Raw genomic sequence first — 26,616 nt, 5'->3', positions numbered from 1 at the left:
CCCCAGGTCACTCCAGCTGGGCGAGCCTGCGCGCCGTCTCCTCGGCGTCCGGCTGCCCCGTGCCCACGCTGCCCTCCGGCAGGCGCTGCCACTCCGCGCGCGCCGCGCGGTAGGCCTCGCGGGCCGCGCGCGGACGGGCGGCCGCCTCGTAAGTCCTACCCCGCCAGTGGTGCGCCTGCGCGCACAACTCCACGGCGTGGAGGCGGTGCCGCTCGGTCTCGGCCTCCTGCTCCGCATCCCGGGCGGCCTCGGCGGCGTCCCGGAAGGCATCCACGGCCGCGTCCAGCCGGGTCGGCCGGCCAAGGCCTCGATACGCCTCGAACTGCGCGTGCCCGAGCGCGAGGAGGGAGCGGGCGGCCAGCAGGGGGGCGGTCGCCTCGGCCGCCGCCAGTCCGAACAGGTGCTCGGCCTCCCGGAGGTCGACCGGATCACCCCGGCCGTCGTAACGGGCCATCAGCGCCTGGCCCAGCAACAGCAACCGGTGCGCCAGCCGCCGGTCCCCCGACGGCGTCTCCGTCCGGCACTCCCGCAGGACCCGGATCGCCCGCGACAGCGCCCCCAGGGCGCGGCCGCCGCTCTCCAGGGACGCCAGGCGGAGCAGGGTCTCGCCCCACTCGGCGAGGACGTCGGCGTGGGAAGGGGCGTCGCGGGACATGCCGTGGGCGGCCTGTTCGAAGCGGTCGGCGGCGGTGTGGAGGTCGCGCGGGTCGCCGGTCTCGGCGTGGCGGGCGACGCCGATGCGTCCGGAGCGCACCAGCAGGGCCGCGCGCAGGCCGCGGTCGCGGGTCAGGGGCAAGGCCTCGTCCACGCGGTCCTGGGCCTCGTCCAGCGGGCCGCCGGACGTCAGCAGCGCGTCGACCAGGTCCAGGCGGACGCGCACCCCGTCGCGCAGCGGCTCCTCGGGGCCGGCCGCCTCCAGCGCGTCCCGCAGGGAACGGGCCGCCAGCTCGGCGTGGCCGCGCGCCTGTTCCTGGTCGGCGGTGGTCTGCGCCAGGCGCAGCAGGACGCGGCCGTGGGCGAGCGGGAGGTCGGGCGGGCGGCGTCGGCGGTCCGGCCAGGCGTCGGCGAAGGCCTCCAGCATCCCGACCGCGCCCTGGAGCAGCGCGCTGTCGTCACTGAGGCGCGACTGGGTCTCCAGGGCCTCGACGCGTTCCAGGGTCAGCTGAAGCGCCTCGCCGTCGGCCAGGCCGGGCGCGGCGCACGCCACGGCGTACTCGCGGTCGGCGCGGCGCAGCAGGTCCAGCGCTCCGGCGCGGTCGCCGCGCCGTCTGCGGTCCACCGCGGCCGCGTGCAGCACGCGCGCGAGGACGGCCCGTTCGCGCAGCGCGTGCGGGTGCGCGACGGCGCGCTCGGCGGCCTGCTCGGCCTCGCGCAGCAGGTCGGCGCCGCCCTGCACCTCCCACAGCCGCAGCGTGCTGTGCGCGTACTGGGCCCACAGCACGGGGTCGCGGCCCGGCGGCCGCTCGTGCTCGGTGGCGCCGCGCAGCAGCTGCACGGCGTCGATCAGGTCCTGCACCATGCCCTCGTCGTCGAACCGCTCGACCAGCGCGCGGGCCCGCACGACCGCCTGGTGCGGCGGCCGGTCGCCGGCCGGCCGGTCGCCGGTGCGGCCCCCGACGGCCGCGAACTGCTCGGGCAGCGGCATGAACCGCCCCAGCACGCGCGCGGCGACCTCCGCGAAGGGCTGCGGCACGAGCGTCGTGTCGCCGGGGTCGGTGCCGTCGCCGGCCAGGGCGTCGCCGGGCGCGTACGGGCGTCCCGAGCCGCCGTTGCCGAGCTGGGCGAGGGCGAGCGCCGGGAAGTTGGGGCCGCCCTTGCCGTAGCGCTGCTCGATGTACTCCGAGCAGTGCTTGAGGACGAGGACGGCCTCGTCGCGGCCCAGCGTGGACAGCAGGGCGTCCTGGACGTCGGGCTGCATCTCGTACCAGGGCGTGCCGTCGTCTGCGTACGGCTCGCCGGCGCGGGTGACCAGGCCGCTGAGCAGCACCTCGGCCAGTTCGGAGGGGCCGGAGCCGGGCAGCATGGTGCGCTGGACGAGCTGCATGACCGGCAGGCACAGCGGGGCCGCCGCCAGGTAGACGGCGAGCCGGCCGGCGGCCGGGGAGGCGGTGGAGCGGAAGCGTCCGACGCGCTCGACCCACGTGCGCGGCCGGGCGGGGCCCGCGGCGGGCGCGGGCGGCTGGTCGGCGCGCACCCAGCCCACGGCCCCGGCGACGGTCCCCGGACCGGCGCTCGACAGCAGCCGCGCCCACGCCCCGAGCGCCACCGGCTCCGGGGGCAGCACGGGGACGGGCAGTCCGCCGCGGCGGGCCTCCGCGGGCGCCCCGGACGGGGTGCGCACCCGCAGCACGGCGGCGCCGCCCAGCGTCTCGCCGCGCGTGAGTTCGCCGTACGTCACCGGCAGCCGGGTCCGGCTCCACAGGCGCTGCGGGAGGGGCTGGAGCACCGCGGCCGGGGCCTGGCGGGCCAGCTGGTGCAGCATCCGGTGGGCGCGGCCGCTGCGCCACAGCGGGCCCGCGCAGTCGCTCACCAGGAGGGTGATCCGGCGGCCGGTGGGGTCGCTGAGCCGGTCCGCGGAGTGCAGCGGGGCCGCGAGCGGGTCGGGGCTGCGGCCGACCACCGGGTCCCCCTCCGGGCCCTCGTGCAGATGGCTGACCTGGACGTCACCGAAGGCGCCCAACTGGGCGAACACCTGCTCCAGTTCGGCGAACATCCGGTCCCACACCCGCATCGACGGCGAGGCGTCCAGGACGAGCTGGAGCCGGGTGTCGCCGCGGGTCACGGCCCGGTGGACGGGCATCACCAGGCCGCCCGCGCGGGCGCTCAGCTCGGCCGTCGCGGTCTCGTCCAGCTCCTTGCGCAGCGGCGGCGCGGGGCTGCGGTAGCCCTGCAACGGGCGTAACGCGCGCTGGAGTTCCAGGGGCGCGGGCAGCGCCGGGGCGGCGGGCACGCCGACAGGCAGTGCCGCGGCGTGCCCGCCCGCACGCGCGCGTGCCCCGCCACCGCGCGTCGGCGGGTACAGCGCGACCCGCCCGTCCGGCCCGGTCCCGTACGACGGCGTCGGCGCGGGCGGGTGCGGGCCGGGCGCGTCCGGCGGGGAGCCGGGGGCCCGGTCGGCGGACCGCTCGCCGGACGGCCGGCCCGGGCGTTCGCGTCCGCCGCCGCACACCGCGTCCTGCTCGTGCAGGGGATTCGCCGGACGGGCCCAGCGGGCCAGCCACAGCGCGTCGCTGAGCCCCTCGACGTCGGGGTCGAGCCCCACGTGGCGGAGCCGTGCGACGAGCTCGGCGAGGGGGTCGGGGGCCGGGTCGGGGGCGGGTGCGGCGGGCGCGCCGGGCGGCCGGGTGGGAGCGGGGGATGCCCCGGGCGACCGGGTGGGAGCGGTGGACGGGTCGGGGTCCGCGGGGCCGTGGCGTTCCGTCGGGTCGGCCATCAGTGCCTCACCTCGGGCGGTCGAGCCGCTGGATGAGCAGGTCGGCGAGGCGGTCGCGGCTGGGCGGGGCGGCCGCGTCGGTGAGGTAGATGGCGTTCAGCAGCTGGTCGGCGGCGAGGAGTTCGCTGCGCGAGCGCTCCAGGAAGCGGGTGATCAGGTCGTCGCCCGCGCGGGCCGCCTCGTCGCCGAGGTGGGCGCGGACGAACGTGGCGAGCCGGTTGTGGTCCGGGCGGCCCAGCTCCAGGTGGATGCAGCGGCGCATCAGCGGGGCCGGGAAGTCGCGCTCGCCGTTGCTGGTGAGCACGACGAACGGGAACGCCCGGCAGCGCACGCGCCCGTCGCGCACCCGCACCTTGGTGCCGTCGGCGGTGAGCACCTCGGCCTCGCCGTCGGGCAGCCGGTCGGCGATCCGCTGGAGCTCGGGGATCTGGAACTCGCCCTCCTCCAGCACGTTCAGCAGGTCGTTGGGCAGGTCGATGTCGCTCTTGTCCAGCTCGTCGATGAGCAGCACGCGCGGGGTGTCGGAGGGCAGCAGGGCGGTGCCGAGCGGGCCGAGGCGGATGTAGCTCCCGATGCTGTCCACCGCGCCGGGGCTGCCCGCGGCGCCGCCGTAGCCGCCCTGGGCGGCGATCTGGACTTCCTGGAGGCGGGCGATGGCGTCGTACTCGTAGAGGCCGTCCTGGAGGGTGGAGCGGCTGACGATCGACCAGCGCAGCACGTCGCCCAGCCCGAGTTCGTACGCCACCGAGTGGGCCAGGGTGCTCTTGCCCGCGCCGGGGCTGCCGGTGACCAGGAGCGGACGGCGCAGGTACAGCGCCGCGTTGATCATCTCCAGCTCCTCGGCGCCCGGCCGGTGCAGCTCGGCGAGGTGGCGGTGGGCGCCGAGCCGGCGGTCCTGGGAGCCGTCGCCGGGTGCCTGCGCGTCGCGTCCGGAGAAGTCGCGCCAGGGCGGGGGCGGGGGCAGCCGGTCCATCCCGTCGTGGGGCTCGCCGGCGCCTCGGTAGATGAGCCACTCATTGGAATCGGTCATGGTCCCCGGTCCTCGTCGTCACGCGTCCATGGCAGCCGTCGAACGTGCATCACGGTATCGACCATCAGGTGGCCTGGTAAGGGGCCGGAGAGCGGGCGCGGGGCGGCCTCACGGCGCCTCCAGCAGGTCTCCGGCGCCGGGCAGGGGCCGGTGCGGATCGTCGTAGTAGAGCGCGATGCCGTCGGCCCAGTACGCCTCGGTGCGACCCGCGCGCAGCTTCACGCGCATGCGGTGCACGACCTCGGGGAGCAGCTCCGCACTCACGCCGTCGTCCACGGCCTGGCGCGCGCCCCGGTGGAACTCCCCGCACACGGTGTCGGAGCGGCCGGAGCGGCGCCGCCACAGGGCCACCCCGAACCCGGCGTGCACGATGCGCGCCAGGGCCGCCGCGTCGTCCTCGTAGCGGTGCTCGCCGTAGCGGCACAGCACCGGGACGGTGCGGTGGGCGAGGTCACGCAGGTCGGACACGGGCGGCACGGGCTGGCGCACGCCGTCGTCGCAGTCGAGGACCTCCGCGCGCGCGTCGTGCGTGTGCAGGCGGCGCCAGCGGTCGTGGCGCTCGTGGTGGCCGTCGGCCCCGTCGGGGTCGTACTCGCCGTCGTCGGGCAGCTGGTCGCGGTCGGAGCAGCGCACGACGACCGGCCGCTGCACGCCCAACGGCGGCTCGCCGGGGTGCAGTTGCCAGGTGTCCACGGGCAGGCCGAGCAGCAGGTGGGGCAGGGCGGCCTGCAAGGGCGCGGGCCGGTCGGGCGCGTCGCAGCGGCGGAACGCCTCGGCGAGCGGTTCGGCGGCCTCGGCCGCGAGCCCGTCCCACGGGGTGCGCTCGGCCTCGTGCAGCCGCAGGACGTCGCCGTCGGGGCGGGCCACGGACACGGACCAGTCGCAGCGGTCGGGTTCCCAGCCGCGCCGCAGCACCTCCAGCAGGACGGTCAGCCCGGGCGTCACGCGCGCGTGGTCGCGGCCCTCCGGGGTGGCGGGCCGGTCGCGGCCGTGGGCCTCGGCCGGGACGGGGACGGAGACGGAGACGGGCGCGGGGACGGCGGGCGACGGCGCGTCGAGCCGCGGGCGCGTGCCGGCCGCGTCGTGGCCGGTGACCGGCCCGTCCGGCCCGTGGCCCGGGGCGCGCGTGCGGGCGCGTAGGCCCGACCACTCCTCGTGCCGGCGGGCGAGGCCGGCGCGGTAGCCGCTGTCCAGGCCGGCGGCGACCTGGCGGACCCAGTCCCACAGGGCCCGTTCGGCGGCCAGCGTGCTGGGGGTGGGCGGGCGGTCGGCGTGCATCACGCGCATCGTGTAGTCGAGGACCAGCTTCAGGACGCCGTCGTCCCGGGCGTTCTCGTACAGCAGGCCCAGGCCGTCGCGCCAGCCGCGCGGGGCGGGCAGGTGCTGCGGGAGCTCCAGGTCGGGCAGCGACTCGAGGATGTCCAGCAGGGCGCGGGTGCCGGAGGGCGGCGGCAGTTCGGCGAGCCGGCCGAGCAGTTCGGTGCGCTCGTCGGGGCTGAGGGTGCGGCCGGGCCGGACGCCGATCCGCTTCTGGGCGTCGGCCCAGGTGGCGCCGCGGGAGCCGGAGGGCAGCTGGCGGTGGCGGTGGTAGCGGTCGTGGGCGTGGAAGACGGCCTGGTAGACGTCGTCGTGCTCGGCGGTCGCGGCACCCCGCGGCACGGGCAGCGTGCGCAGCCGCTCGATGCCGGTGCAGGTGCCGCCCTGACCGTGGTCGGCACGGGACTTCAGCACGCCGATGACCTCGCCGCGCTGCGGGTCGACGACGGGGCCGCCCGAGACGCCGTACGGCAGGTCGTTGTGCCCGAGGCGCATCTGCGCGCCCGCGCTCCAGCCGCCGAGGGTGCCCTGGACCTCGATCGGGCCGTCCAGGATCTGGAGCTGGTCGCCGACCACGGTCCAGCCCGCGTAGAGCAGCTTGCCCTCGCCGACGTACGCGGTCGGCCGCTCGGACACGAACACGCACGCGTGGCCGACGGGTTCGCGCAGCCGCACCAGGGCCAGGTCGGGGGCGGGCCAGCTGCCCGAGGGGGGCCGGCCGGCCCGGTCGGGCAGGGTCGCCACCACCTCGCCCGCGACGGCGGAGGCGGCCTGGTCGGCTCCGCTCTGGTGGATCACCGCGACATCGCCCCCCTCCCCGCCGTGCACGACGTGTGCGCAGGTCAGCACCCAGTTCGGGGCGATGAAGAATCCGCTGCCGAGGAAGGTGCCCGGTTCGTCAGGGGCATACCCGACGCCCGAGCGATGGATGCGTACGGTCGCCGCCAGGACGAGGTCACGCAGCGCACGGTGGGCCTCGTCGAAGGCGCCCGGTGCGCCCCCGTCGTGCCGGTGCGTCATGCCCCGCTCCCACCTGAGGGGCCGTCGGCGCCCCCGTGCACCGGGGCGCCGGGGGACGCGCCCGTGCGCCCCGGGTCGCCCGGGGGCGTGGGGTGCGGGACGCCTGCGGCGGAGGGCGGGGCGGCTCGCGTCGCGTCCGGGGCGGCTTGCGTGGCGTCCGGGGCGGCGGCGGGCGTGGCGTCCGGGGCGCCGGAGGGCGCGCCGTCCGGATGGGGCGGGCTGCCGTTCCACGTGAGCGTGACCGTGATGCCGGCCTTGGCCTCGCCGTCGGCGAGGAGGCCGACGACCTTCCCGGCCTTCGCGGTCAGCTCGATGCCGAACTCCACGCTCACCTCGTCGGGGCGCACGGCGCGCAGCGGCTCGGCCAGCGAGTGGGCGACCCCGGTGACCAGCGCGTGCAGGCTCTCCACGCTGGCCTCCACCCGCTCGGTGAAGCCGGTGTCGCTGAACGACAGCTGCCCCGGCGGCGCGGCCAGTTCGTCGGTGCCGGAGATCCGGGCCCACACCGGTGTCCCGTCCGGCAGGGCGATGCGTGCTACCCGCGTCACGTCCTGGCTCATGGCGACTCCCCCGTCCCGCCTATGCTTTTTCCTGTCCCTTCCAACGGAGCAGCAGGCCTTTTCTCTCCCTGTTCTCTCCGTGACCCACCCATCGCAGGAACCAGGGTCCTTCCCCGGGGGGACCGCCCCTACCCCTGCGACCGACCCACGGAGCACGATCCATGTACTTCACCGACCGCGGCATCGAGGAACTGGAGAAGCGGCGCGGCCAGGAGGAGGTCACCTTCGAGTGGCTCGCCGAGCAGCTGCGCACGTTCGTCGACCTCAACCCCGACTTCGAGGTCCCGGTGGAGCGCCTGGCGACATGGCTGGCCCGGCTGGACGACGAGGACGACGACGAGTAGCCGGACCGGCGGACCGGCCCAGCGGGCCGCCGCACGGGTCGCCGCACGGGTCGACGGGGGCGCCTGGAGCGCCCCTTTCGCATGTCCGCGCGCGCCGGCACGAGCGGCTGGCTCACCGGAACGAGTGGCTTGACTTCCCGGACCCGCGATATATCGTGAATAGCGGGAGACGCGATATGGCGCGTCACTCCGCTGCCGTGCCGGCGACTGCCGCTGCGTCACGGTCCTGCCGTCCGTCGCGTCGAGGAGGTCGCACCATGTCCGAGTGGTCCGTCGCCGAGCCCACGAAGCTCTCGTTCGACGAGCCCGTGAGCGAGCTGCACGTCCGCATCGTCGCCGGAACGGTGAACGTCGTGGGCACCGAGGAGGGTTCCGCCCGCCTGGAGGTCTCGGACATCGAGGGCCCGCCCCTCGTCGTGACCCACCGGGGCGGCACCCTCACCGTGGCCTACGAGGACCTGCCCTGGAAGGGCTTCCTGAAGTGGCTGGACCGCAAGGGCTGGCGGCGCAGCGCGGTCGTCTCCCTGGCCGTCCCGGCCTCCACGCGCGTGGAGGTGGGCGTGGTCAACGCCGCGGCCGTCGTCTCCGGCATCGACGCGCGCACCGAGGTCAAGGGCGTCTCCGGCGACACCACCCTGGTGGGCCTCGCGGGCCCGGTCCGCGCGGACACCGTCTCGGGGAACCTGGAGGCCCAGGCGCTCACGGGTGACCTGCGGTTCAACTCCGTGTCCGGCGACCTGACCGTCGTCGAGGCGGGCTCCTCGGTGAAGGCCGACTCGGTGAGCGGCTCGATGATCGTGGACATCGACCCGACCAGCCGCCCGACCGACATCTCGCTGACCAACGTCTCCGGGGAGATCGCCATCCGGCTGCCCCACCCCGCCGACGCGGAGGTCGAGGCCAACACCGCGAGCGGCACGGTCTCCAACGCCTTCGAGGACCTGCGGGTCAGCGGCCAGTGGGGCGCCAAGCGGATCACCGGGCGCCTCGGCGCGGGCAACGGCCGGCTGAAGGCGACCACCGTCTCGGGCTCGATCGCCCTGCTGCGCCGCCCGGCCGCGGAGGCCGCCCGGGAAGCGGACCCGACGCCGCGGACACCCCCGACGGCACCGGCCGCACCCCACGCCCCCGACGCCCCCGACTCCCCCGCCCCGGCCGACGGCACGACCGACAAGAAGGTGCTCTGAGATGCCTCCCGTCTTCGCCCACGGCCGCCTGCGCCTCTACCTGCTGAAGCTGCTGGACGAGGCGCCCCGCCACGGCTACGAGGTGATCCGCCTGCTGGAGGAACGCTTCCAGGGGCTGTACGCCCCGTCGGCCGGCACCGTCTACCCCCGGCTGGCCAAGCTGGAGGCCGAGGGCCTGGTCACCCACACCACCGAGGGCGGTCGCAAGGTCTACGCGATCACCGACGCCGGCCGGGCCGAACTGGCCGACCGCAGCGGCGAGCTGGCCGACCTGGAGCTGGAGATCCGCGAGTCGGTCGCGGAGCTGGCCGCCGAGATCCGGGCCGACGTGCGCGGCGCCGCGGGTGACCTGCGCCGCGAGATGCGCGCGGCCGCGTCCCAGGCGCGCCAGGGCGGCCGGTCGTCGACGGGCGGGAGCGGCCCCTTCGGGGACTCCTCCGACGCCGACGACAAGGAGGCCTGGCGGGCGGCCAAGGAGGAGATGCGCCGGGTCAAGCAGGAGTGGAAGGAGCAGGCCCGCCGCGCCAAGGACGAGAGCCGCCGTGCCCGCGAGGAGGCCCAGCGGGCCCGCCGCCAGGCCAAGGAGGCCCAGGACCGGGCCCGGGAGCAGGCCCAGGAGGAGTTCCAGCGCATGGCGCGCCGGGTCCAGGAGCAGGTGCAGGACCACTTCGCGCGCGGAGACTGGCCGACCGGGGTGCGCGAAGGGCTGAGCGAACTCGTGAAGGAGGTCGGCGAGTTCGGGAAGGACTGGGGCAAGGGCCTGGGCGACTTCGGCAAGGACTTCGGCTTCGGCCGCCCCGACACCGAGCGGCCGTGGACCCGCCCGGAGCACGCGGCCGGCCCGGACGGCTCCCGCGCCACGGAGGACTCCCGTACGGCTGGGGGTTCCGGTGCCGCGGGCAGCTCCCGCACCGCTGAGGGCCCCCGGATGACGAAGGGCTCCCGCACGGCGGAGGAGTCCCGGACGGCCGAGGGCTCCGGCACGGCAGCGTCCGGGCCGGCGGCGTCCCGTCCGGTGGACTACTCCTCCACCCCGGAGGACTTCCCCGCCGCGTACGTGCCCTCCTGGGCCCACGAGCCGTCCGGCGGCGACCCGGTCCGCGACCTGGACCGCCTGCTGGACCGCTTCCGCGACGACATCCGTGACGCGGCCCGCGACCACGGGGTCACGGACGACCAGCTCGGGGAGGCCCGCCGTCACCTGTCGACGGCGGCGGCCCACATCGGAGCGCTGCTGCGGTCGCCGAAGCACTGAGGGACGGCGGACGGCGGACGGCGGCCCCGTCGAGGGGCCGCCCCGTCACCCAGCCTTCGCCGCGCCCCGCCCGCCCCGGCCCCCGCCCTCGCCCTCGCCGAGGACGCGGGTCAGGGACGCGTGGGTGACGCCGTGGTCGGCGAGGACCTCGGCCACCACGTCGGTGCGGACGGTCAGGGCGAGCAGCAGGTGCTCGTCGCCGATGTGCCGGTCCTTGCGGGCCAGGGCCATCCGCAGGGACTTCTCGATGACGTCCTTGGCGCCCCGTCCGAAGGGGCGGCGGCCCGGGGACCGGCCCCGGCCGGTACGCCCGCCGGACATCGCGCCGGCGCCGTGCACCTCCTCGACCCGGGCGACGATCTCCGAGACGTCGATGCCGAGGCCGGCGAGGGCGTCGGCGTCGGCCCGGGACAGCCCGGCACGCCGCCGGGCCTCGTCCAGGGCGTCCCGTACGGAGTCCCCGCGGTCGGCCACGCCCAGGGCGGCCAGCGCGAAGGAGGCACGGCTCGGCCCGCGGCCGAGCAGGGCGAGGAGCAGGTGCTCGGCGTCGACCGCCGGGGCGCCGGCCCGCTCGGCGTGCTCCGCCGCGCCCCGGACCACGTCCCGGGCGTCCTTGGTGAACCGCTCGAACATCACTGCCTCCCGTACTTCTTGTGCACGGCCTGCCTGCTGACTCCGAGCTCCGCGGCGATCTCCTGCCACGACCAGCCCTGGTTGCGCGCGCTGCGCACCTGCACCGCCTCCAGCTGCTCCAGCACCCTGCGCAGGGCGGCGACGGCGCGCAGTCCGACCCGTGGATCGCGGTCACCGGCGCGCTCGGCGAGATCCGTTGCTTCGGTCATGACGTCAACTTACGTTGACACTCGGGCCCTGTCAACCAGGGTTGACGCATCACGCACGGAAAAGGCGGGCCCGGAACCCCGGACCCGCCCGCACCGAACCCCGAGCCGCCGCTCAGGGGGTGGTGAACACGATCTTCCCGAACAGGTCGCCGGACGCCAGCCGTTCGAAGCCCTCACGGGCGCGGTCGAGCGGCAGCACCTCGTCGATGACGGGCCGCACCCCGGTGGCGGCGCAGAAGGCGAGCAGGTCCTCCAGCTCGTCCTTGGTGCCCATCGTGGAGCCGACGACCTTGAGCTCGAGGAAGAAGATCCGGGTCAGTTCGGCGTGCGAGGGCCGGTCGCCGCTGGTCGCGCCGGAGATGACCAGCGTGCCGCCGGGCTTCAGCGACTTCACCGAGTGGGACCAGGTCGCGGCGCCGACGGTCTCGATGACCGCGTCCACGCGCTGGGGCAGCCGGGCGCCCGGCTCGACCGCCTCGACGGCCCCGAGCTCGAGGGCCCGCTTGCGCTTGGCCTCGTCGCGGCTGGTGGCGAAGACCCGCAGCCCGGCCGCCTTGCCGAGGACGATCGCCGCGGTGGCGACGCCCCCGCCGGCGCCCTGCACCAGCACGGAGTCACCGGGGCGCACGCCGGCGTTGGTGAAGAGCATGCGGTACGCGGTGAGCCAGGCGGTGGGCAGGCAGGCGGCCTCGGCGAAGGTCAGCTCCTTCGGCTTGGGCAGGACGTTCCAGGTCGGCACGGCGACCCGCTCGGCGAAGGTGCCCTGGTAGCGCTCGGTGAGGATGGAGCGGGGCTCGTCCGGGCCGACTCCGTGGCCGGTCTGGCCGATGACGGAGTGCAGGACGACCTCGTTGCCGTCCTCGTCGACACCGGCGGCGTCACAGCCGAGGATCATCGGCAGGCGCCCCTCGGGCAGGCCGACGCCCCGGAGCGACCAGAGGTCGTGGTGGTTGAGGGAGGCGGCCCTGACCTGGACGGTGCTCCATCCGGGCCGGGCCTCGGGGGCCGGACGCTCCCCCGACTCAAGGCCGCTCAGCGGCTGGTCACGGTCGATACGGGCGGCGTAGACAGCGAACATGCAGCCGACGATAGGTCCCGTCCCGCCCCGCCGGAACCAGCCCCCGGTGTGACACACACCCTCTTGCCAGCCCGCCGGCCGGCGTACCGGGGGACGAAACGGCCCCGCCCACAGGGGCGGGGCCGTCCCGGCCGGCATGCGCGGGCGTCAGCGGCGCGCGACGCCCTCGGCCCGCGCGGCCGCGGCCACCGCCGCCGTCACCGCGGGGGCGACCCGCTCGTCGAACGGCGAGGGGATCACGTAGTCCGCCGCGAGGTCGTCGCCGACGACCCCGGCCAGCGCCTCGGCTGCCGCGATCTTCATCCCCTCGGTGATCCGGGAGGCCCGCACCTGCAGCGCCCCGGCGAAGATGCCCGGGAAGGCCAGCACGTTGTTGATCTGGTTGGGGAAGTCCGACCGCCCGGTGGCGACGACCGCCGCGTACTTGTGGGCGACGTCGGGGTGCACCTCCGGGTTCGGGTTGGCCATCGCGAACACGAAGGCGCCCTCGGCCATGGAGGCCACCGCGGCCTCCGCGACGGTACCGCCGGAGACGCCGATGAAGACGTCGGCGCCGGCCAGCGCGTCCTCCAGCGACCCGGACAGCCCGGCCTTGTTGGTGAACCCGGCGACCTCGCGCTTGACCGGCGTGAGGTCCTGCCGGTCCGCGGAGACGACACCCTTGCGGTCCGCCACCGCGACGTCGCCGATGCCGGCCTCGATCAGCATCTTGGCGATGGCCACACCGGCCGCGCCCGCGCCGGAGATGACGGCCCGCAGGTCGGCGAGGGTCCGCCCGCTCAGCCGGGCCGCGTTGCGCAGCGCGGCGAGCGTCACGACCGCCGTGCCGTGCTGGTCGTCGTGGAAGATCGGGATGTCGAGCCGCTCCTGGAGCCTGCGCTCGATCTCGAAGCACCGGGGCGCCGAGATGTCCTCGAGGTTGACGCCGCCGAAGGACGGCGCGAGGCGGACCACGGTCTCGACGATCTCGTCGACGTCCGTGCAGTCCAGCGCGATCGGGACGGCGTCCACGCCGCCGAACTGCTTGAAGAGGATGGCCTTGCCCTCCATGACCGGGAGGGACGCCTCCGGGCCGATGTCGCCGAGGCCGAGGACGGCGGTGCCGTCCGTGACGACCGCGACGACGGAGGACTTCCAGGTGTAGTCGTGGACCAGTTCCGGCTGCTCCGCGATCGCGGTGCACACCCGCGCGACGCCGGGCGTGTACGCCAGGGACAGGTCGTCCTTGTCACGGACCGGGACGGTGGCCTGCACGGCCATCTTGCCGCCGCGGTGCAGCGCGAACGCCGGATCGAAGGGGTCGAGGGGCTCCGCACCGCCCTCCGGTCCCGTGTCCGACGTGCTCTCGCTGCGAGGATTGACGATCTCCGCTGCCACTGTGTTGTACCCCTTAGCTCTGCATGGTTGAGGGTGGCCGCTCCTGGTTGAGGAGCGGGCGGGACCGCGCACCGCCCTGTCGATGCATACGGGCGGGTGCACGACGGCGCGCCGCACACGCGCCCTGAGCCCCGGATGAGGGGTGTGAATCACCTTCTTACCGGACGGACGGCGCCGAGGACGAGTCCATTCGGTGCAAGGTCACATCCCACGAACTGTGGACGTCCGACAGAGCCCCTTCGGGGGATCCGCCCGGCGCGCCCCCAGGCCCATCCGGAGGAGACAGGACCGTCCTCTTCCAGTGACATGACTCATGGGAAAAATACGGCCACGAACTGGACAAATCCTTGACCTGCGCTCGGGGCACCGGGCGGGAAGCGGCAGGGGTGGCTGGATCGGGCGTCGCGCCGGAGATCTTCCGGCCGGAAGGAGGGATTCCCGAAGAAGATCCGGTCATGATGGAGCGGACTGGTGCAGTTCGGGTGTCGCCCGTTATCCGATTTTGACATGGCTGGCCCCCTGAATGGCGTAGTCCGAATGGCAAGATGCCGTAATCACACGAGGTCGCGACACCCGAAGGTGTGTGTTCTCGTCGACCCATCGGCAATCGCCGTGACCATCGGCACCTCATCCATCCGCCGGAGGAACCCACCATGACCGCACGCTCCACCCGCTCCAAGACCGCCACGCGTACCCGCCTGGCAGCGGTCGGCTCCCTCGCGGTGGCGGGCGCCCTGCTGCTCACCGCGTGCGGTGACCAGACCGACAGCGGCGGCGACGGGAGCTCCTCCGAGTCGGGCAAGGCCAACGCCGCGCCCCTGTTCTCCAAGCTGCCCAAGAAGATCCAGGACGCGGGCGTCGTCAAGGTCGGCACCAACGCCGAGTACGCCCCCATGGAGTACCAGGAGGGCGGCAAGATCGTCGGTGTCGACCCGGACATCGCCGCCGCCCTGGGCGAGAAGCTGGGCGTGACCTTCCAGTTCACCTCCGGCTCCTTCGACGGCCTGATCACGTCGCTCAACTCCGGCCGCTACGACGTGGCGATCTCCTCGATCACCGACACCCCGGCGCGCCAGAACGGCCTGGACGAGAACGGCAAGAAGCTCGGCCCGGGCGTCGACTTCGTCGACTACTTCAAGGCCGGCACCGCCGTGTACGTCCAGAAGGGCAACCCGAAGAAGATCAACTCGATCGAGGACCTGTGCGGCCAGACCGCGGCGGTCCAGCGGGGCACCACCTACGAGCAGGCGCTGCAGAAGCAGTCGAAGTCCTGTACGGACGGCGGCAAGAAGAAGATCACGATCGAGTCCTTCGACAACGACACCGAGGCCCAGACCCGCGTGAAGTCGGGCGGCGCGGTCGCCGGCGTCAACGACTACCCGGTCGCGGTCGACCTGGCCCGCAAGGCCGACGGCGGCAACGCCTTCCAGGTGGTCGGCGAGCAGGTCGACGCCGGTCCGTTCGGCATCGCCGTCAACAAGGACAACAAGGAGCTCACCAGCGCCCTCGAAGCCGCGGTGAACGCCATCATCGAGGACGGCACGTACAAGAAGATCCTCGAGAAGTGGGGCGCCCAGAGCGGCTCCATCGACAAGGCCGCCGTCAACGGCGGCAAGTGACCGTCCCCGTAAGCACTGAAGGGCAGTCACGGTGACTGACAAGTTCGACAAGACGCCGGCCGACGCGACGCCGTCGGCCACCGTCGCCAAGGACCCCGGCACGGACCGGGTCCCCCCGGAGGCCATCAAGGCCATCCCGGTGCGCCACTGGGGCCGCTACGTCAGCGCCGTCGTGGTGCTGGCCCTGGTGGCCCTGCTGGTCAACGCCTTCGCCACGGCCGAGAAGATCCAGTGGAACGCGGTCGGCGACAAGCTGTTCGACTCCACCGTCCTCGCGGGCGCCGGCCGCACGCTGCTGATCAGCGTCCTCGCGATGGTCATGGGCGTGCTCCTGGGCATCGTGCTGGCCGTGATGCGGCTGTCGAAGAACCCGGTGACGAGCTGGGTGGCCTGGGTCTACATCTGGTTCTTCCGCGGCACGCCGGTCTACGTCCAGCTGCTGCTGTGGTTCAACCTGGCGCTGATCTTCCCGATGCTGAACCTCGGTCCGATCTACAAGGACGAGATGACGGACGTCATGACGCCGTTCATGTGCGCCCTGCTGGGTCTGGGCCTGAACGAGGCCGCGTACATGGCCGAGATCTGCCGGGCCGGCCTGCTGGCCGTGGACGAGGGCCAGACGGAGGCCGCGCACGCGCTCGGCATGAGCCACGGCCGGACGCTGCGCCGCATCGTCATCCCGCAGGCCATGCGGGTGATCGTGCCGCCGACCGGCAACGAGTTCATCAACATGCTGAAGACCTCGTCGCTGGTCTACGCGGTGACGTACAACGAGCTGCTGCGCGCCACCTCCACGATCGGCTCCACGTCGTACGCCGTGATGGAGATGCTGTTCGTCGCCTCCATCTGGTACCTGGTCATGACCAGCATCTTCAGCGTCTTCCAGTACTACCTGGAGCGCCGTTACGCCCGCGGCTCGACCCGCAGCCTGCCGCCCACCCCGTGGCAGAAGGTCAAGGCCAACCTGCTCAGCGTGAGCGGCAAGAGGAGCGTCGCATGAACGCCATGGTGAAGGCCGAGGGCGTCCACAAGTCCTTCGGCGCGGTGGAGGTGCTCAAGGGCATCGACCTGGAGGTCCGCTCCGGCGAGGTGTTCTGCCTCATCGGCCCGTCCGGCTCCGGCAAGTCGACGTTCCTGCGGTGCATCAACCACCTGGAGAAGATCAACGCCGGGCGGCTCTACGTCGACGGCCAGCTGGTCGGCTACCGCCAGAAGGGCGACAAGCTGTACGAGCTGAAGGACAGCGAGGTCGCGCTGCAGCGCCGGGACATCGGCATGGTGTTCCAGCGGTTCAACCTGTTCCCGCACATGACGGCCCTCGACAACGTCATGGAGGCCCCCGTCCAGGTCAAGGGCGCGAGCCGGTCCCAGGCCCGGGAGCGCGCCCGGGAGCTGCTGGACCGGGTCGGCCTGGCCGACAAGGCCGGCAACTACCCCTCGCAGCTGTCGGGCGGCCAGCAGCAGCGGGTGGCGATCGCCCGGGCGCTGGCCATGGACCCCAAGCTGATGCTCTTCGACGAGCCGACCTCGGCCCTCGACCCGGAGCTGGTCGGTGACGTCCTGGACGTCATGCGCGACCTCGCCGAGTCGGGCATGACGATGGTCGTCGTCACCCACGAGATGGGCTTCGCCCGCGAGGTCGGCGACAGCCTGGTCTTCATGGACGGCGGCGTGGTGGTCGAGTCGGGCAACCCGCGCGAGGTCCTGACGAACCCGCAGCACGAGCGCACCCAGGCGTTCCTGTCCAAGGTGCTGTAGGCGCGGCTCGGCGGAATGCCCGAAGGGGCGGTACGGGAAGGGTCCCGTACCGCCCCTTCGGCGTGCCGCCGCGGCCACGGCGAGGACCCCGGCAACCCGTAATACCCTGGAGGGACCACCAGCCGTTACCCGCCCGTACCTCGGCCACGGGGCCCCTCCGTAAGGACCACAAGTGGAACTGGCCTTTTACTCGGACTACGCCGTCCGACTCGTCAACACCGAGGAGCCGGCCCGGGGCAAGGACGCGCTCACCACGGTCGAGGCCGTCCGTGAGCTCTTCGGGGTCAACCAGTCGGCGGCCCGGCGCGCCACCGAGGCCGACGTCACCCGCTTCCGCTCGGTCCGGGCCCGGCTGCGCGCGGTCTTCGAGGCGGCGGACGGCGGCGACGAGACGCTGGCCGTGGACCTGCTGAACTCGCTGCTGCTGGAGTTCCCGGTGAGCCCGCAGATCTCCGGGCACGACCACCGCGACGAGGACGACCGCCCGCTGTGGCACATGCACCTGGCGGACCACCCGTCGAACGCGACCGCCGGCTACGCCGCCATCGCCGCGATGGGCCTGGCCTTCCACCTGACCGAGTACGGCGTCGACCGGCTCGGCCTGTGCGAGGCGGCCCCCTGCCGCAACGCGTACCTGGACACCTCGACCAACCGTTCCCGGCGCTACTGCTCCGACCGCTGCGCCACCCGGGCGAACGTGGCCGCCTACCGGGCCCGCAAGCGCCTGGAGGCCGACCGGTCCGACAGCACCGGCCTGGCCGCCGACAGCGCCCAGCGCAGCACCGCGAACGGGGAGCGCCGGCCGTCCCTCGGCGGGCGGTAGCGGAAGCGGACCCGGCCGAGGACCAGGTCGTCGGGGACGGCGCCGTAGTCCGTGCTGTCGCCGCCGGCGAACGCGTTGTCGCCGAGGACCCACCAGCCGCCGTCGCGGCGCTCCACGGCCCGCTTCACCACGAGCAGGTCCTGCTGGAAGGGGTGGCGCAGCACCACGACGTCACCGGGCCGCACCCGGGCGCCGTACTGCACCAGCAGCTGGTCGCCGTGGTACAGCGTGGGCACCATGGACGGGCCGGACACCTCGGCCAGCCCGAACGGGGCGGCCGCCCGTCCGCGCCCGGTCTCCTGCGACGGCTCCGGCATCGCCGGCACCTCCCCTGTCCGTTCCTCCACCAGTCCCAGTCTGACCCCGGACTTTTGTCCTAATCCCAAGGGGGCACTCGCGAAAACCGGTCCCTCAGGGAGTAATGTCCCACCTGAGAAGACGATCACGAGGAAGGAATGCTCCATGCTTTCCCGCCTGTTTGCCCCCAAGGTCACGGTCAGCGCGCACTGCGACCTGCCCTGCGGTGTCTACGACCCGGCCCAGGCCCGCATCGAGGCGGAGTCCGTGAAGGCCGTGCAGGAGAAGATGGCCGCCAACGACGACCCGCACTTCCAGGCTCGCGCCACGTTCATCAAGGAGCAGCGCGCCGAGCTCGCCAAGCACCACGTGTCGGTCCTGTGGAGCGACTACTTCAAGCCCCCGCACTTCGAGAAGTACCCGCAGCTGCACCAGCTGGTCAACGACACCCTGAAGGCCCTGTCGGCCGCCAAGGCCTCGACGGACCCGAAGACCGGTGAGAAGGCGCTGGAGCTCATCGCCGAGATCGACAAGATCTTCTGGGAGACCAAGAAGGCCTGACCCGGCCCGGCCTCCGGGTCTTCCGCCCGACCGCGGTCGGTGCACCACCGCGGTTCACGCGGCTCCGCAGGGGCCCGGTCACAGTCGGCCGGGCCCCTTCGCCGTGCGCGGGGGTCCTCAGCGGGCGTCGGCGGGGGCCCGGGCGGCCAGCTCCGCCAGCGGGCCGCCCGAGAGGCGGCAGACCGTCCACTCGTCGAGGAGTTCGGCGCCGAGGGACTTGTAGAAGCCGATCGCCGGCTCGTTCCAGTCCAGCACCCACCACTCGAACCGCTCGTAGCCGTCGCGCAGGCACCGGGCGGCCAGCGAGGCGAGCAGCGCCCTGCCGTGGCCCGCGGCGCGGGCGTGCGGCCGTACGTACAGGTCCTCCAGGTGCATGCCCCGGGTGCCGGTCCAGGTCGAGAACCGGGGGAACCACAGCGCGAAGCCCACGGTCTCCCCCGTGGCGTCGTCCTCGGCGATCAGCGCGTGCGCGGCCGGGGGGTCGCCGAACAGTGCCCGGCGCAGCTGCTCGTCGGTGGCGCGGGCCTGCTCCTCGGCCCGCTCGTACGCGGCGAGCTCGCGGACCATCGCGCGGATCTCGGGGACGTCGTGCACCTCGGCGGGCCTGATCATGCCCCCGATCCTGCGCCACCCGGGCCCGGCGTGTCCAACCCCCGGGCACCGTTCCCGGACGGCACCCCTGCGGGTGATCGCGGCGTGTCATCCTGGGGGCGTGACCTCGGCTGAGAGCGCGGACGTGCGCTGGGTGTACGCATTCGTCGACCGGCCTCGCGCGCGGCTCGCGTCCGCCGGTGCCTTCTGGACGGCCGTGACCGGCACCCGGTTGTCCGAATCCCGCGGTGACCACGGCGAGTTCGCCACCCTCCTCGCCGACGGCACCGACCCCTGCGTGAAGCTGCAGGGCGTCGACGGCGGTGCCGGGGGCGCCCACCTGGACCTCTGCGTCGAGGACGTGCCGGGGCTCGTCGAGCGGGCCCGGGCGCTCGGAGCGCGGCTGGTCGCCCCGCACGGCGACTGGGCCGTCCTCGCCTCACCCGGCGGGCAGTTGTTCTGCGCGGTGCCGTGGCTCGGGGAAGCGGTACGGCCGCCGGTGGTGTCCGGCAGCCGTCTGGACCAGGTCTGCCTGGACGTCCCGCCGTCCGCCTACGACGCCGAAGTCGCCTTCTGGAGCGGCCTGTTGCCCCGCTGGACGCTCGGGCGGGGTCCCGGCCCGAGTTCCACGTGGTCGCGCCGCCCACCGGACTGCCGGTGCGGCTGCTGCTCCAGCGGCTGGACGCCGAGCGCCCGGCCTCCGCCCACCTGGACCTGGCCTGCGGCACGGACGTCGCGGGCGTACGGGCCCGGCACGAGCGGCTCGGCGCGGTCCTCGTCGCCGAGCAGCCGCACTGGACCGTGATGCGGGACCCGACGGGCGGCACGTACTGCCTCACCGGCCGCGACCCGCAGACCGGCGGCCTGCCCGGCCCCTCTTAGACCGGGCCCGACGCGCTCCCGCCCGTCGTCAGCGCCAGTCCTCGACCCCGACCACGGCGCCGACCGGGATCGGCCCGTACACGTGCGGGAACTCCTCGCCACCCGGCTCCACGGCTTCGTACACCAGCGGAGCGTCCAGCCGGGCCGGGTCGACGACCAGCACCACCAGGTCGTCGGGCGCGTCCGGGGCGCCGTACAGGAAGGCCGCGACGCGCGGGAGCTGGGCGCGGGTGGAGCAGTGGACGAAGCCCTCCTCCGCCAGGGTGCGGCCCCGGGTGGACCACGTGTAGGCGCCCCGGTCACGGGCCGCCTCCCAGAGCCGGCGCTCGGTGATGTGGAGGACGGAGGGCTGCTCGTCGCTGGTCATGGGCGCACGCTACCGCCCCGGACGCGTGCCGGTCGGCCGGGGCCAAGCGCATTGCGGCCGGTCAGGACCGCCCCGCCGCCTCCCCGTACGCCTCGGGCTCCGGGGGCGGGTCGGACTCCTCGGCACCCACGGGACCGCGCTCCGGCTCGGCGTGCGGGGCGCGCGGGGCGCCGTCCTCCGCCCGGTACGCCTCGCACCCGGGGTTGCGGCAGGGGCCCGGGCCCCAGCGCGGCACCCAGGCGCCCAGGGTCTTGTACCGCCGCACGACCGTCTCGACGGACTGTCCGCAGGCCGGACAGACGCGCTCTTCCCTGTCCATGGCCCCAGCGTAGGACGGCCCGCGGCTCAGCGCTTCCTGCGGTACGTCCGCACCAGCACGCCGTTGCCGAACGCGCGCACCCCGTCCAGCGCGAACGCCGTGGCGTCGACACCGGACGTGCCGAACATCGGCATCCCGCGGCCGTAGACCAGGGGGTACGTCTTGATGACCAACTCATCGACCTCGCCGAGCAGTTCCCCGGCGAGCCGGGAGCCGCCGCAGAGGTAGATGCCCAGGGCCCCCTCCTCCGCCTTCAGCGCGCGGACCCTGCCGACCACGTCGTCCGCGACGATCTCCACGTCCGGGTCGGGCGAGACGCCCAGCGTGCGGGAGGCGACGTACTGGCGGAGGTGGGCGTAGGGGCTGGTGATGCCCTCCTCCAGCCCGACCTCGTAGCTGCCGCGGCCCTGGACGACCGTGTCGAACCGCTCGTTCGGCCGGTCGTCGATGCCGAAGGCCCGCCGGGCGGCGGTGGGGAGGGTGTCCGGCACCTCCGTGCGCAGGTAGTCCAGGAACTCCTCGTCGAGGAAGGACATCATCGCCGTGGCGTCACCGTCCGGGTCCCCGATGAACCCGTCGAGCGAGCAGGCGACGAAGTAGGTGAGCTTTCGCAAGCGGATCTCGTTTCGTAGGCGGCCCACAACCACTGCGGTCGTAGTGCTTCAGTTATAGTACTTCGGATGTAGTGGTTACAAGGGGCTGGGACGATGTTTCCCGCGCGAACGAGAGGAGGGGTGCCGCATGGCGGGCAATCCGGAGCGCAGGGCGGCCCTGGTGGACGCCGGGATCACGGTGCTCGCGCAGGAAGGGGCGCGCGGGCTGACGTTCCGCGCGGTGGACACGGCGGGCGGAGTGCCGGTCGGCACGGCCTCCAACTACTTCGCCTCGCGCGACGACCTGCTGCGCCAGATCGACACCCGCCTGCACGCACGGCTCGCGCCGGACCCCGACGTGATCGGGGAGCTGATGACCAGGCCGCGGGACCGCTCCCTGGTCACCGCGCTCATGCGGGACCTGATGTCCCGGGTGGTGCGGGACCGCACCGGCTACCTCGCCCTGCTGGAGATGCGCCTGGAGGCCACCCGGCGCCCCGAACTGCGGACCTCGTTCACCGAGTCGGTGCGCGGGGAGGTGGACTTCGGCATCGCCTTCCACCGGGACGCGGGGCTGCCCGGCGGCGACGGCACGGTCGTCGTCCTCTACCTCGCCATGCTGGGGCTGATCCTGGAGCACCTGACCCTGCCGGGGGTGCTCGACGGGGTGCTGCCCGGGGTGAACGTGCCGGAGGGGCTGGTGGAACGGATCGTGGCGACGGTGGTGCCGGAGGGCTGAGGCCCACTGCATGCCTGTTCGCCGCGCGCGGACGCGGCAGGGCGAGGGCGGGCCCCGCGCACCGTGGGGATGGGCTTCCCGGGGTCGGGTGCCCGGCGTCATACGCTGCGCCGGGTCACGAACTCCGCGAGGGCCAGCAGGCCGCCCGCCGTCTCCGGCTCCGGGATCGCCCGGGTCAGCTCGGAGACCGCGCGGGCCATGCGGTCGGCGGCCTGGACCTGCGCCCAGTCGCGGCCCCCCGCCCGCTCGACGGCGAGCACCGTGCGCTCCAGGTCCGCGGCCGCGTACGGCCGGGCGTACAGCTCGGCGAGCTCGGCCGCCGCCGGGGTGCCGGAGGTCAGCGCGGCCACCACCGGCAGGGACTTCTTGCGGACGGCGAGGTCGGCGCCGGCCGGCTTGCCCGTGTGCCGGGGGTCGCCCCATATGCCGATCACGTCGTCGATCAGCTGGAAGGCGAGCCCCGCCTCGCGGCCGAAGGCGTCCAGCGCGTCCACGTCCCCGGGCGCCGCCCCCGCGTACAGCGCGCCCACGGCGCAGGCACAGCCCAGCAGCGCGCCGGTCTTGGCCTCGGCCAGGGTGAGCACCTCGTCGAGGGTGACCTCGCCCGGGTGGCGCTGCTCCAGGGCGGTGTCGACCTGCTGGCCCTCGCACAGCTCGACCACGCAGGCCGCGAGCCGGGCGACGGCCGCCGGGGCCGCCGGGTGCGGGTCGGCGGCGAGCAGCCCGAGGGCCCGGGCGTGCAGGGCGTCGCCGGCCAGGATCGCGTCGGGGACGCCGAACACCGTCCAGGCGGTGGGCCGGTGTCTGCGGGTGGTGTCCCGGTCCATCACGTCGTCGTGCAACAGCGTGAAGTTGTGGACCAGTTCGACCGCCGCGGCTGCCCGCGCGGCCGCCGCACGGGCCGCGGGACCACCGAGCGCGGCGGCGGCGGTGAGGACCAGCGCGGGCCGGATGGCCTTGCCGGCGTGGCCCGCCGCCGCGGTGCCGTCGGCGTGCTCCCAGCCGAAGTGGTAGCGGGCGACCCTGCGCATCCCGGTGGGCAGCGCGTCGAGCGCCGCGCGCAGCTCCGGGTCGACCGCGGCCCGGGCGCCGACCAGGAGCGCGGTGGCTTCCTGTCCGTCCCAGGGGCTCGTCGGTCTGCTCTCCGAGACGAAGTCGGTCACGTCATCTCCCTCGCAGGGTCCGCGGGCGGTGGCGCGGGCGGCGCCGGGGTGCGGCACGGGCGGCCGGGGTGCCCCCGCCCCGGGGGGCGGGAGCGGGGCGCGCGGGCCGCGGGGTCAGCGCCAGCGGCCCACCTCGACGTTCTCCAGGACGCCGAGGGCGTCGGGGACCAGGACGGCGGCCGAGTAGTAGGCCGTGACCAGGTAGTTGATGACGGCCTGTTCGTTGATGCCCATGAACCGCACCGACAGGCTCGGCTCGATCTCGTCGGGGATGCCGGACTGCCGCAGGCCGATGACGCCCTGGTCCTGCTCGCCGAGGCGCATCGCGATGATCGAGGTGGTCCGGGTCTCGGTGACCGGGATCTTGTTGCACGGGTACAGGGGCACGCCCCGCCAGGTCGGGATGCGGTTGCCGGCGACGTCGATGGTCTCCGGGACCAGTCCGCGCTTGTTCAGCTCGCGGCCGAACGCGGCGATCGCGCGCGGGTGGGCGAGGAAGAGCTTGGTGCCGCGCCGGCGGCTGAGCAGCTCGTCCATGTCGTCGGGGCTGGGCACGCCGTCGTGCGGCTGGATCCGCTGGTCGTACTCGCAGTTGTGCAGCAGGCCGAACTCGCGGTTGTTGACCAGCTCGTGCTCCTGGCGCTCCTTCAGCGCCTCGACCGTGAGCCGCAGCTGCTGCTCGGTCTGGTTCATCGGCTGGTTGTAGAGGTCGGCCACGCGCGTGTGGATGCGCAGCACGGTCTGGGCGATGCTCAGTTCGTACTCGCGCGGCCGGGACTCGTAGTCCACGAAGGTGTGCGGGATGTCGGGCTCGCCGGAGTGGCCGGAGGCGAGGGCGACCTCCTTCTCGCCGTGGCGGTTGGTGCGCTGCTCCGGGATCGAGCGCTGCCGCTGGACGTGCTCCCGCAGCGAGTCCGCGCGCTCCTGGACCTGCTCGAAGTCGCTGCGGGACAGGGTGAGCACGGTGCAGGCGGTGGCGGCGCGGGCGGTGTACTCCCAGATGGCGTCGGCGTCGAGCAGTGCCTGGTCGCCGAAGTGGGCGCCGTCGGCGAGGACGCCGAGCACCTGGTCGTCGCCGTAGGGGCCGGTGCCGACCTTCTCGACCCGGCCGTGGGCCAGCAGGTACACCTCGTCGGTCGGGCTGCCGAAGGAGGCGATGACCTCGCCGGGGCCGATCTCCCGCTGCCGGCAGCGCTGGGCGAGCTCGCCGAGGACGTCGATGTCGTCGTAGGAGCGCAGTGCGGGGAGTTCGCCCAGCTCCGCCGGGATCACCTCCACGCGGTCCCCGGTCTTCACGAAGGTGATGCGGCCGTCGCCGACCGCGAACGTCAGGCGCCGGTTCACCCGGTAGGTGCCGCCGTGGACGTCCACCCAGGGCAGCATCCGCAGCAGCCAGCGGGAGCTGATCTCCTGCATCTGCGGTACGGACTTGGTGGTGGTGGCCAGGTTCCGCGCGGCCGCGGTGCCGAGGCTCTGCTGCGGCTTGCCCTGCTCCGTGCGGACCTCTTCGCCTACCGACATAGAGAACTGCCCTCCCGTGACGCACCTTCGCACCGGGGCCGTGCGGCGCCCGGTATCGATCTCACCCCCAGCGTTCCAGCACGCACCGTGTCGGTGCTATTACACGAAAGAGCGGGGTTGGGCCGTCCGGCGACTGGGAAGACAGCGGATCCCGCCCCCTCCGCAGCCCCTTCCCCGGGCCACAAAAGCCCTCTTGACCTGCGCGGACGCCGGGAGTTGTCGGTATCGGACCGGACCTGACCGAGCGGGGTGCCCGCCCCCGGCCGTCTCCGGTAGAAGCGCTGTGAGGCGGTCGTGTCCCGCGGCCGCCGTGGAACACGGCACGAAGGAGGCGGCATGGCCACTCCCCTGTCCGCGGACGGCTTCCTGCACCGGCTGAGGGCCGAGGGCGTCACCGTCGTCGAGGTCGGCGACTGGCGGCACCACAACCGCAACCACAAGGGCCCCTGGGGGCCCGTCCACGGCGTGATGATCCACCACACGGTGACCCGCGGGGCCGCACGGACGGTGGAGCTGTGCCGCACCGGGCACGACGCCCTGCCGGGGCCGCTCTGCCACGGCGTGATCACCAAGGACGGCACCGTCCACCTCGTCGGCCACGGCCGCGCCAACCACGCCGGACTCGGCGACGACGAGGTCCTGCGCGCGGTGATCGCCGAGAAGCGGCTGCCGCCGGACAACGAGGCGAACACCGACGGCAACCGCCACTTCTACGGCTTCGAGTGCGAGAACCTCGGCGACGGCGAGGACCCCTGGCCGCCGGCGCAGCTGGAGGCGATCGAGCGGGCCGCGGCGGCGGTGTGCCGCCACCACGGCTGGACGGAGCGGTCGGTCATCGGCCACCTGGAGTGGCAGCCGGGCAAGGTGGACCCCCGGGGCTTCTCCATGACGTGGCTGCGCGAGCGGATCCGGGCCCGGCTGAAGTGACGCGGGCGCGGCGGAGGCCGCCCGTGGCCCGCCCCGGCCCTCCGCGGGGACGCGCCACCAGGGGTGCGTGACCAGCACAATGGGTGCGTGACCAGCGTCGACCCCCTCGCCCCGCGGCTGCCGTCCCCCCTTCAGGAGGTGGCCGACGAGCGGTTCGCGCGGCACGGGGTGCGGCTGCTGCTGAAGCGGGACGACCTGATCCACCCCGACCTCGTCGGCAACAAGTGGCGCAAGCTCGTCCCCAACCTGCGGGCCGCGGCCGGCCGGCCGCTGCTCACCTTCGGCGGTGCCTACTCCAACCACCTGCGGGCCACCGCTGCCGCGGGCCGCCTCCTCGGGCTGCCCACGGTGGGGGTGGTGCGCGGCGAGGAGCTGGCCGGCCGTCCCCTCAACCCCTCCCTGGCCCGCTGTGCGGCCGACGGCATGCGGCTGCACTTCGTCGACAGGTCGACGTATCGCCACAAGCACGAGCCGGACGCGCTCGCCGCGATCCTGCGCTCGGCGGGCGCCGGGGACGCCCACGTGATCCCGGAGGGCGGCAGCAACGCGGCGGCGGTGCGCGGCTGCACCGCGCTCGGCGAGGAACTGCGCGACCCCGCCGACGTGGCCGCCGTGGCCTGCGGCACGGGCGGCACGCTGGCCGGACTCGCGGCCGGTCTCGGTCCCGGCCGGCGGGCGCTCGGCATCCCGGTCCTCAAGGGCGGCTTCCTCGACGGGGAGATACGGGCGCTGCAGGCCGACGCGTTCGGCGGTCCGCGCGGTGCGTGGAGCCTGGACGAGCGCTTCCACTGCGGCGGCTACGCCCGCACCACCCCGGCGCTCGCGTCGTTCGCCGCGGACTTCGCCCGGCGCCACGGCCTGCCGGTCGAGCCCGTCTACGTCGCCAAGCTGTTGTACGCCCTGCTGGCCCTCACCGAGGAGGGCGCCTTCGCCCCCGGCACGACGGTGGCCGCCGTGGTCACCGGGGCGCCGTTCACCGGCTGAGTCACGGCGCCGGCACCGTCCCTCGGCCC

The 26,616-nt window shown here is 74.2% G+C and carries 26 protein-coding genes and 1 pseudogene; 12 read left to right on the top strand and 15 right to left on the bottom strand.

From position 1 onward, the window contains the following. Positions 1 to 7 precede the first annotated feature (7 nt). From AQJ30_RS22435 to AQJ30_RS22420, 4 genes are all read right to left on the bottom strand, one after another. On the bottom strand, positions 8 to 3,433 hold the full coding sequence (locus AQJ30_RS22435) for an SAV_2336 N-terminal domain-related protein (RefSeq protein WP_107119661.1): 3,426 nt from the start codon (positions 3,431 to 3,433) through the stop codon (positions 8 to 10). A gap of 7 nt (positions 3,434 to 3,440) precedes the next feature. Then, positions 3,441 to 4,463, bottom strand: coding sequence for an AAA family ATPase (locus AQJ30_RS22430; RefSeq protein ID WP_067236974.1), 1,023 nt, complete (start codon positions 4,461 to 4,463; stop codon positions 3,441 to 3,443). 108 nt (positions 4,464 to 4,571) lie between these two features. Continuing rightward, a complete protein-coding gene (locus AQJ30_RS22425) occupies positions 4,572 to 6,800 on the bottom strand; it encodes a VMAP-C domain-containing protein (RefSeq protein WP_079084199.1) in 2,229 nt (742 codons plus the stop codon). Continuing rightward, positions 6,797 to 7,360 (bottom strand): CU044_2847 family protein, encoded by a 564-nt coding sequence (locus tag AQJ30_RS22420; protein ID WP_067236971.1) that lies wholly within the window; start codon positions 7,358 to 7,360, stop codon positions 6,797 to 6,799. Before AQJ30_RS22420 ends, AQJ30_RS22425 begins: the two co-directional genes overlap by 4 nt. Before the next feature lie 161 nt (positions 7,361 to 7,521). Here AQJ30_RS22420 and AQJ30_RS22415 point away from each other — a divergent pair, with 161 nt between their 5' ends. The 3 genes from AQJ30_RS22415 (at position 7,522) to AQJ30_RS22405 (ending at position 10,146) form a co-directional block, all read left to right on the top strand. Continuing rightward, entirely contained in the window at positions 7,522 to 7,704 is a 183-nt protein-coding gene (locus AQJ30_RS22415; RefSeq protein WP_067236968.1) for a DUF6104 family protein, read from the top strand. Positions 7,705 to 7,961: 257 nt separating this feature from the next. Next, on the top strand, positions 7,962 to 8,891 hold the full coding sequence (locus AQJ30_RS22410) for a DUF4097 family beta strand repeat-containing protein (protein WP_067236966.1): 930 nt from the start codon (positions 7,962 to 7,964) through the stop codon (positions 8,889 to 8,891). 1 nt (position 8,892) lies between these two features. Next, entirely contained in the window at positions 8,893 to 10,146 is a 1,254-nt protein-coding gene (locus AQJ30_RS22405; protein WP_067236963.1) for a PadR family transcriptional regulator, read from the top strand. 45 nt (positions 10,147 to 10,191) lie between these two features. Here the strand turns inward: AQJ30_RS22405 and AQJ30_RS22400 are convergent, their stop codons facing one another. From AQJ30_RS22400 to AQJ30_RS22385, 4 genes are all read right to left on the bottom strand, one after another. After that, a complete protein-coding gene (locus AQJ30_RS22400; RefSeq protein WP_067236961.1) occupies positions 10,192 to 10,779 on the bottom strand; it encodes a Clp protease N-terminal domain-containing protein in 588 nt (195 codons plus the stop codon). Beyond that, positions 10,779 to 10,988 carry a helix-turn-helix domain-containing protein gene (locus AQJ30_RS22395; RefSeq protein WP_067236959.1) on the bottom strand — a complete coding sequence of 70 codons (210 nt, stop codon included), beginning with the start codon at positions 10,986 to 10,988 and terminating at the stop codon, positions 10,779 to 10,781. The genes AQJ30_RS22400 and AQJ30_RS22395 overlap by 1 nt, the downstream gene beginning before the upstream one ends. A 112-nt stretch (positions 10,989 to 11,100) precedes the next feature. Next, a complete protein-coding gene (locus AQJ30_RS22390; RefSeq protein ID WP_067236956.1) occupies positions 11,101 to 12,066 on the bottom strand; it encodes a zinc-binding dehydrogenase in 966 nt (321 codons plus the stop codon). Between the two features lie 147 nt (positions 12,067 to 12,213). Further along, entirely contained in the window at positions 12,214 to 13,443 is a 1,230-nt protein-coding gene (locus AQJ30_RS22385; protein ID WP_067236953.1) for an NAD(P)-dependent malic enzyme, read from the bottom strand. A gap of 653 nt (positions 13,444 to 14,096) precedes the next feature. Here AQJ30_RS22385 and AQJ30_RS22380 point away from each other — a divergent pair. The 4 genes from AQJ30_RS22380 (at position 14,097) to AQJ30_RS22365 (ending at position 17,643) form a co-directional block, all read left to right on the top strand. Continuing rightward, positions 14,097 to 15,062 carry an ABC transporter substrate-binding protein gene (locus AQJ30_RS22380; RefSeq protein ID WP_067236950.1) on the top strand — a complete coding sequence of 322 codons (966 nt, stop codon included), beginning with the start codon at positions 14,097 to 14,099 and terminating at the stop codon, positions 15,060 to 15,062. A 31-nt stretch (positions 15,063 to 15,093) separates the two neighbouring features. Continuing rightward, a complete protein-coding gene (locus tag AQJ30_RS22375; RefSeq protein ID WP_067236948.1) occupies positions 15,094 to 16,062 on the top strand; it encodes an amino acid ABC transporter permease in 969 nt (322 codons plus the stop codon). Further along, positions 16,059 to 16,820: an amino acid ABC transporter ATP-binding protein gene (locus tag AQJ30_RS22370; RefSeq protein WP_067236945.1), complete on the top strand. Its 762-nt coding sequence runs from the start codon at positions 16,059 to 16,061 to the stop codon at positions 16,818 to 16,820. The genes AQJ30_RS22375 and AQJ30_RS22370 overlap by 4 nt, the downstream gene beginning before the upstream one ends. A 172-nt stretch (positions 16,821 to 16,992) precedes the next feature. Continuing rightward, the gene (locus AQJ30_RS22365) at positions 16,993 to 17,643 is read left to right on the top strand and encodes a CGNR zinc finger domain-containing protein (protein WP_067236943.1); all 651 of its coding nucleotides are present in this window, start codon (positions 16,993 to 16,995) and stop codon (positions 17,641 to 17,643) included. Here AQJ30_RS22365 and sodX read toward each other — a convergent pair. Continuing rightward, the gene (gene sodX, locus AQJ30_RS37095) at positions 17,526 to 17,960 is read right to left on the bottom strand and encodes a nickel-type superoxide dismutase maturation protease (RefSeq protein ID WP_079084215.1); all 435 of its coding nucleotides are present in this window, start codon (positions 17,958 to 17,960) and stop codon (positions 17,526 to 17,528) included. The genes AQJ30_RS22365 and sodX overlap by 118 nt on opposite strands. Before the next feature lie 145 nt (positions 17,961 to 18,105). Here sodX and sodN point away from each other — a divergent pair, with 145 nt between their 5' ends. Next, complete coding sequence (gene sodN, locus AQJ30_RS22360) at positions 18,106 to 18,501, top strand: superoxide dismutase, Ni (protein WP_067236940.1); 396 nt, start codon at positions 18,106 to 18,108, stop codon at positions 18,499 to 18,501. 117 nt (positions 18,502 to 18,618) lie between these two features. Here the strand turns inward: sodN and AQJ30_RS22355 are convergent, their stop codons facing one another. After that, the gene (locus AQJ30_RS22355) at positions 18,619 to 19,113 is read right to left on the bottom strand and encodes a GNAT family N-acetyltransferase (RefSeq protein WP_067236937.1); all 495 of its coding nucleotides are present in this window, start codon (positions 19,111 to 19,113) and stop codon (positions 18,619 to 18,621) included. A gap of 100 nt (positions 19,114 to 19,213) precedes the next feature. Between AQJ30_RS22355 and AQJ30_RS22350 the strand changes: the two are divergent. Beyond that, a pseudogene (locus AQJ30_RS22350) lies at positions 19,214 to 19,974 on the top strand (VOC family protein). Positions 19,975 to 20,002: 28 nt separating this feature from the next. Here AQJ30_RS22350 and AQJ30_RS22345 read toward each other — a convergent pair. From AQJ30_RS22345 to AQJ30_RS22335, 3 genes are all read right to left on the bottom strand, one after another. After that, the gene (locus AQJ30_RS22345) at positions 20,003 to 20,341 is read right to left on the bottom strand and encodes a DUF952 domain-containing protein (RefSeq protein WP_067236934.1); all 339 of its coding nucleotides are present in this window, start codon (positions 20,339 to 20,341) and stop codon (positions 20,003 to 20,005) included. A gap of 61 nt (positions 20,342 to 20,402) precedes the next feature. Beyond that, entirely contained in the window at positions 20,403 to 20,660 is a 258-nt protein-coding gene (locus AQJ30_RS22340; RefSeq protein WP_067236931.1) for a hypothetical protein, read from the bottom strand. A 26-nt stretch (positions 20,661 to 20,686) separates the two neighbouring features. Beyond that, positions 20,687 to 21,274 (bottom strand): dihydrofolate reductase family protein, encoded by a 588-nt coding sequence (locus AQJ30_RS22335; RefSeq protein WP_067236929.1) that lies wholly within the window; start codon positions 21,272 to 21,274, stop codon positions 20,687 to 20,689. 127 nt (positions 21,275 to 21,401) lie between these two features. Between AQJ30_RS22335 and AQJ30_RS22330 the strand changes: the two genes are divergently transcribed. Beyond that, entirely contained in the window at positions 21,402 to 21,992 is a 591-nt protein-coding gene (locus AQJ30_RS22330) for a TetR/AcrR family transcriptional regulator (RefSeq protein ID WP_067236927.1), read from the top strand. A 98-nt stretch (positions 21,993 to 22,090) separates the two neighbouring features. Here AQJ30_RS22330 and AQJ30_RS22325 read toward each other — a convergent pair whose 3' ends face one another. Both AQJ30_RS22325 and AQJ30_RS22320 read right to left on the bottom strand, forming a co-directional pair. Continuing rightward, positions 22,091 to 23,155: a family 2 encapsulin nanocompartment cargo protein polyprenyl transferase gene (locus AQJ30_RS22325; RefSeq protein WP_067236925.1), complete on the bottom strand. Its 1,065-nt coding sequence runs from the start codon at positions 23,153 to 23,155 to the stop codon at positions 22,091 to 22,093. A 114-nt stretch (positions 23,156 to 23,269) separates the two neighbouring features. Beyond that, complete coding sequence (locus tag AQJ30_RS22320) at positions 23,270 to 24,676, bottom strand: family 2B encapsulin nanocompartment shell protein (protein WP_067236922.1); 1,407 nt, start codon at positions 24,674 to 24,676, stop codon at positions 23,270 to 23,272. 336 nt (positions 24,677 to 25,012) lie between these two features. Here AQJ30_RS22320 and AQJ30_RS22315 point away from each other — a divergent pair, with 336 nt between their 5' ends. Together AQJ30_RS22315 and AQJ30_RS22310 are read left to right on the top strand one after the other, a co-directional pair. After that, positions 25,013 to 25,603 (top strand): N-acetylmuramoyl-L-alanine amidase, encoded by a 591-nt coding sequence (locus AQJ30_RS22315; RefSeq protein ID WP_067236920.1) that lies wholly within the window; start codon positions 25,013 to 25,015, stop codon positions 25,601 to 25,603. An 87-nt stretch (positions 25,604 to 25,690) separates the two neighbouring features. Further along, a complete protein-coding gene (locus AQJ30_RS22310; RefSeq protein WP_067236918.1) occupies positions 25,691 to 26,587 on the top strand; it encodes a 1-aminocyclopropane-1-carboxylate deaminase/D-cysteine desulfhydrase in 897 nt (298 codons plus the stop codon). The last annotated feature ends 29 nt before the right edge of the window (positions 26,588 to 26,616 follow it).

Origin of the sequence: Streptomyces longwoodensis, from assembly GCF_001514125.1 — a bacterium.
Lineage (GTDB): Bacteria > Actinomycetota > Actinomycetes > Streptomycetales > Streptomycetaceae > Streptomyces > Streptomyces longwoodensis.
This window is presented reverse-complemented; position numbering and strand designations above follow the sequence as displayed.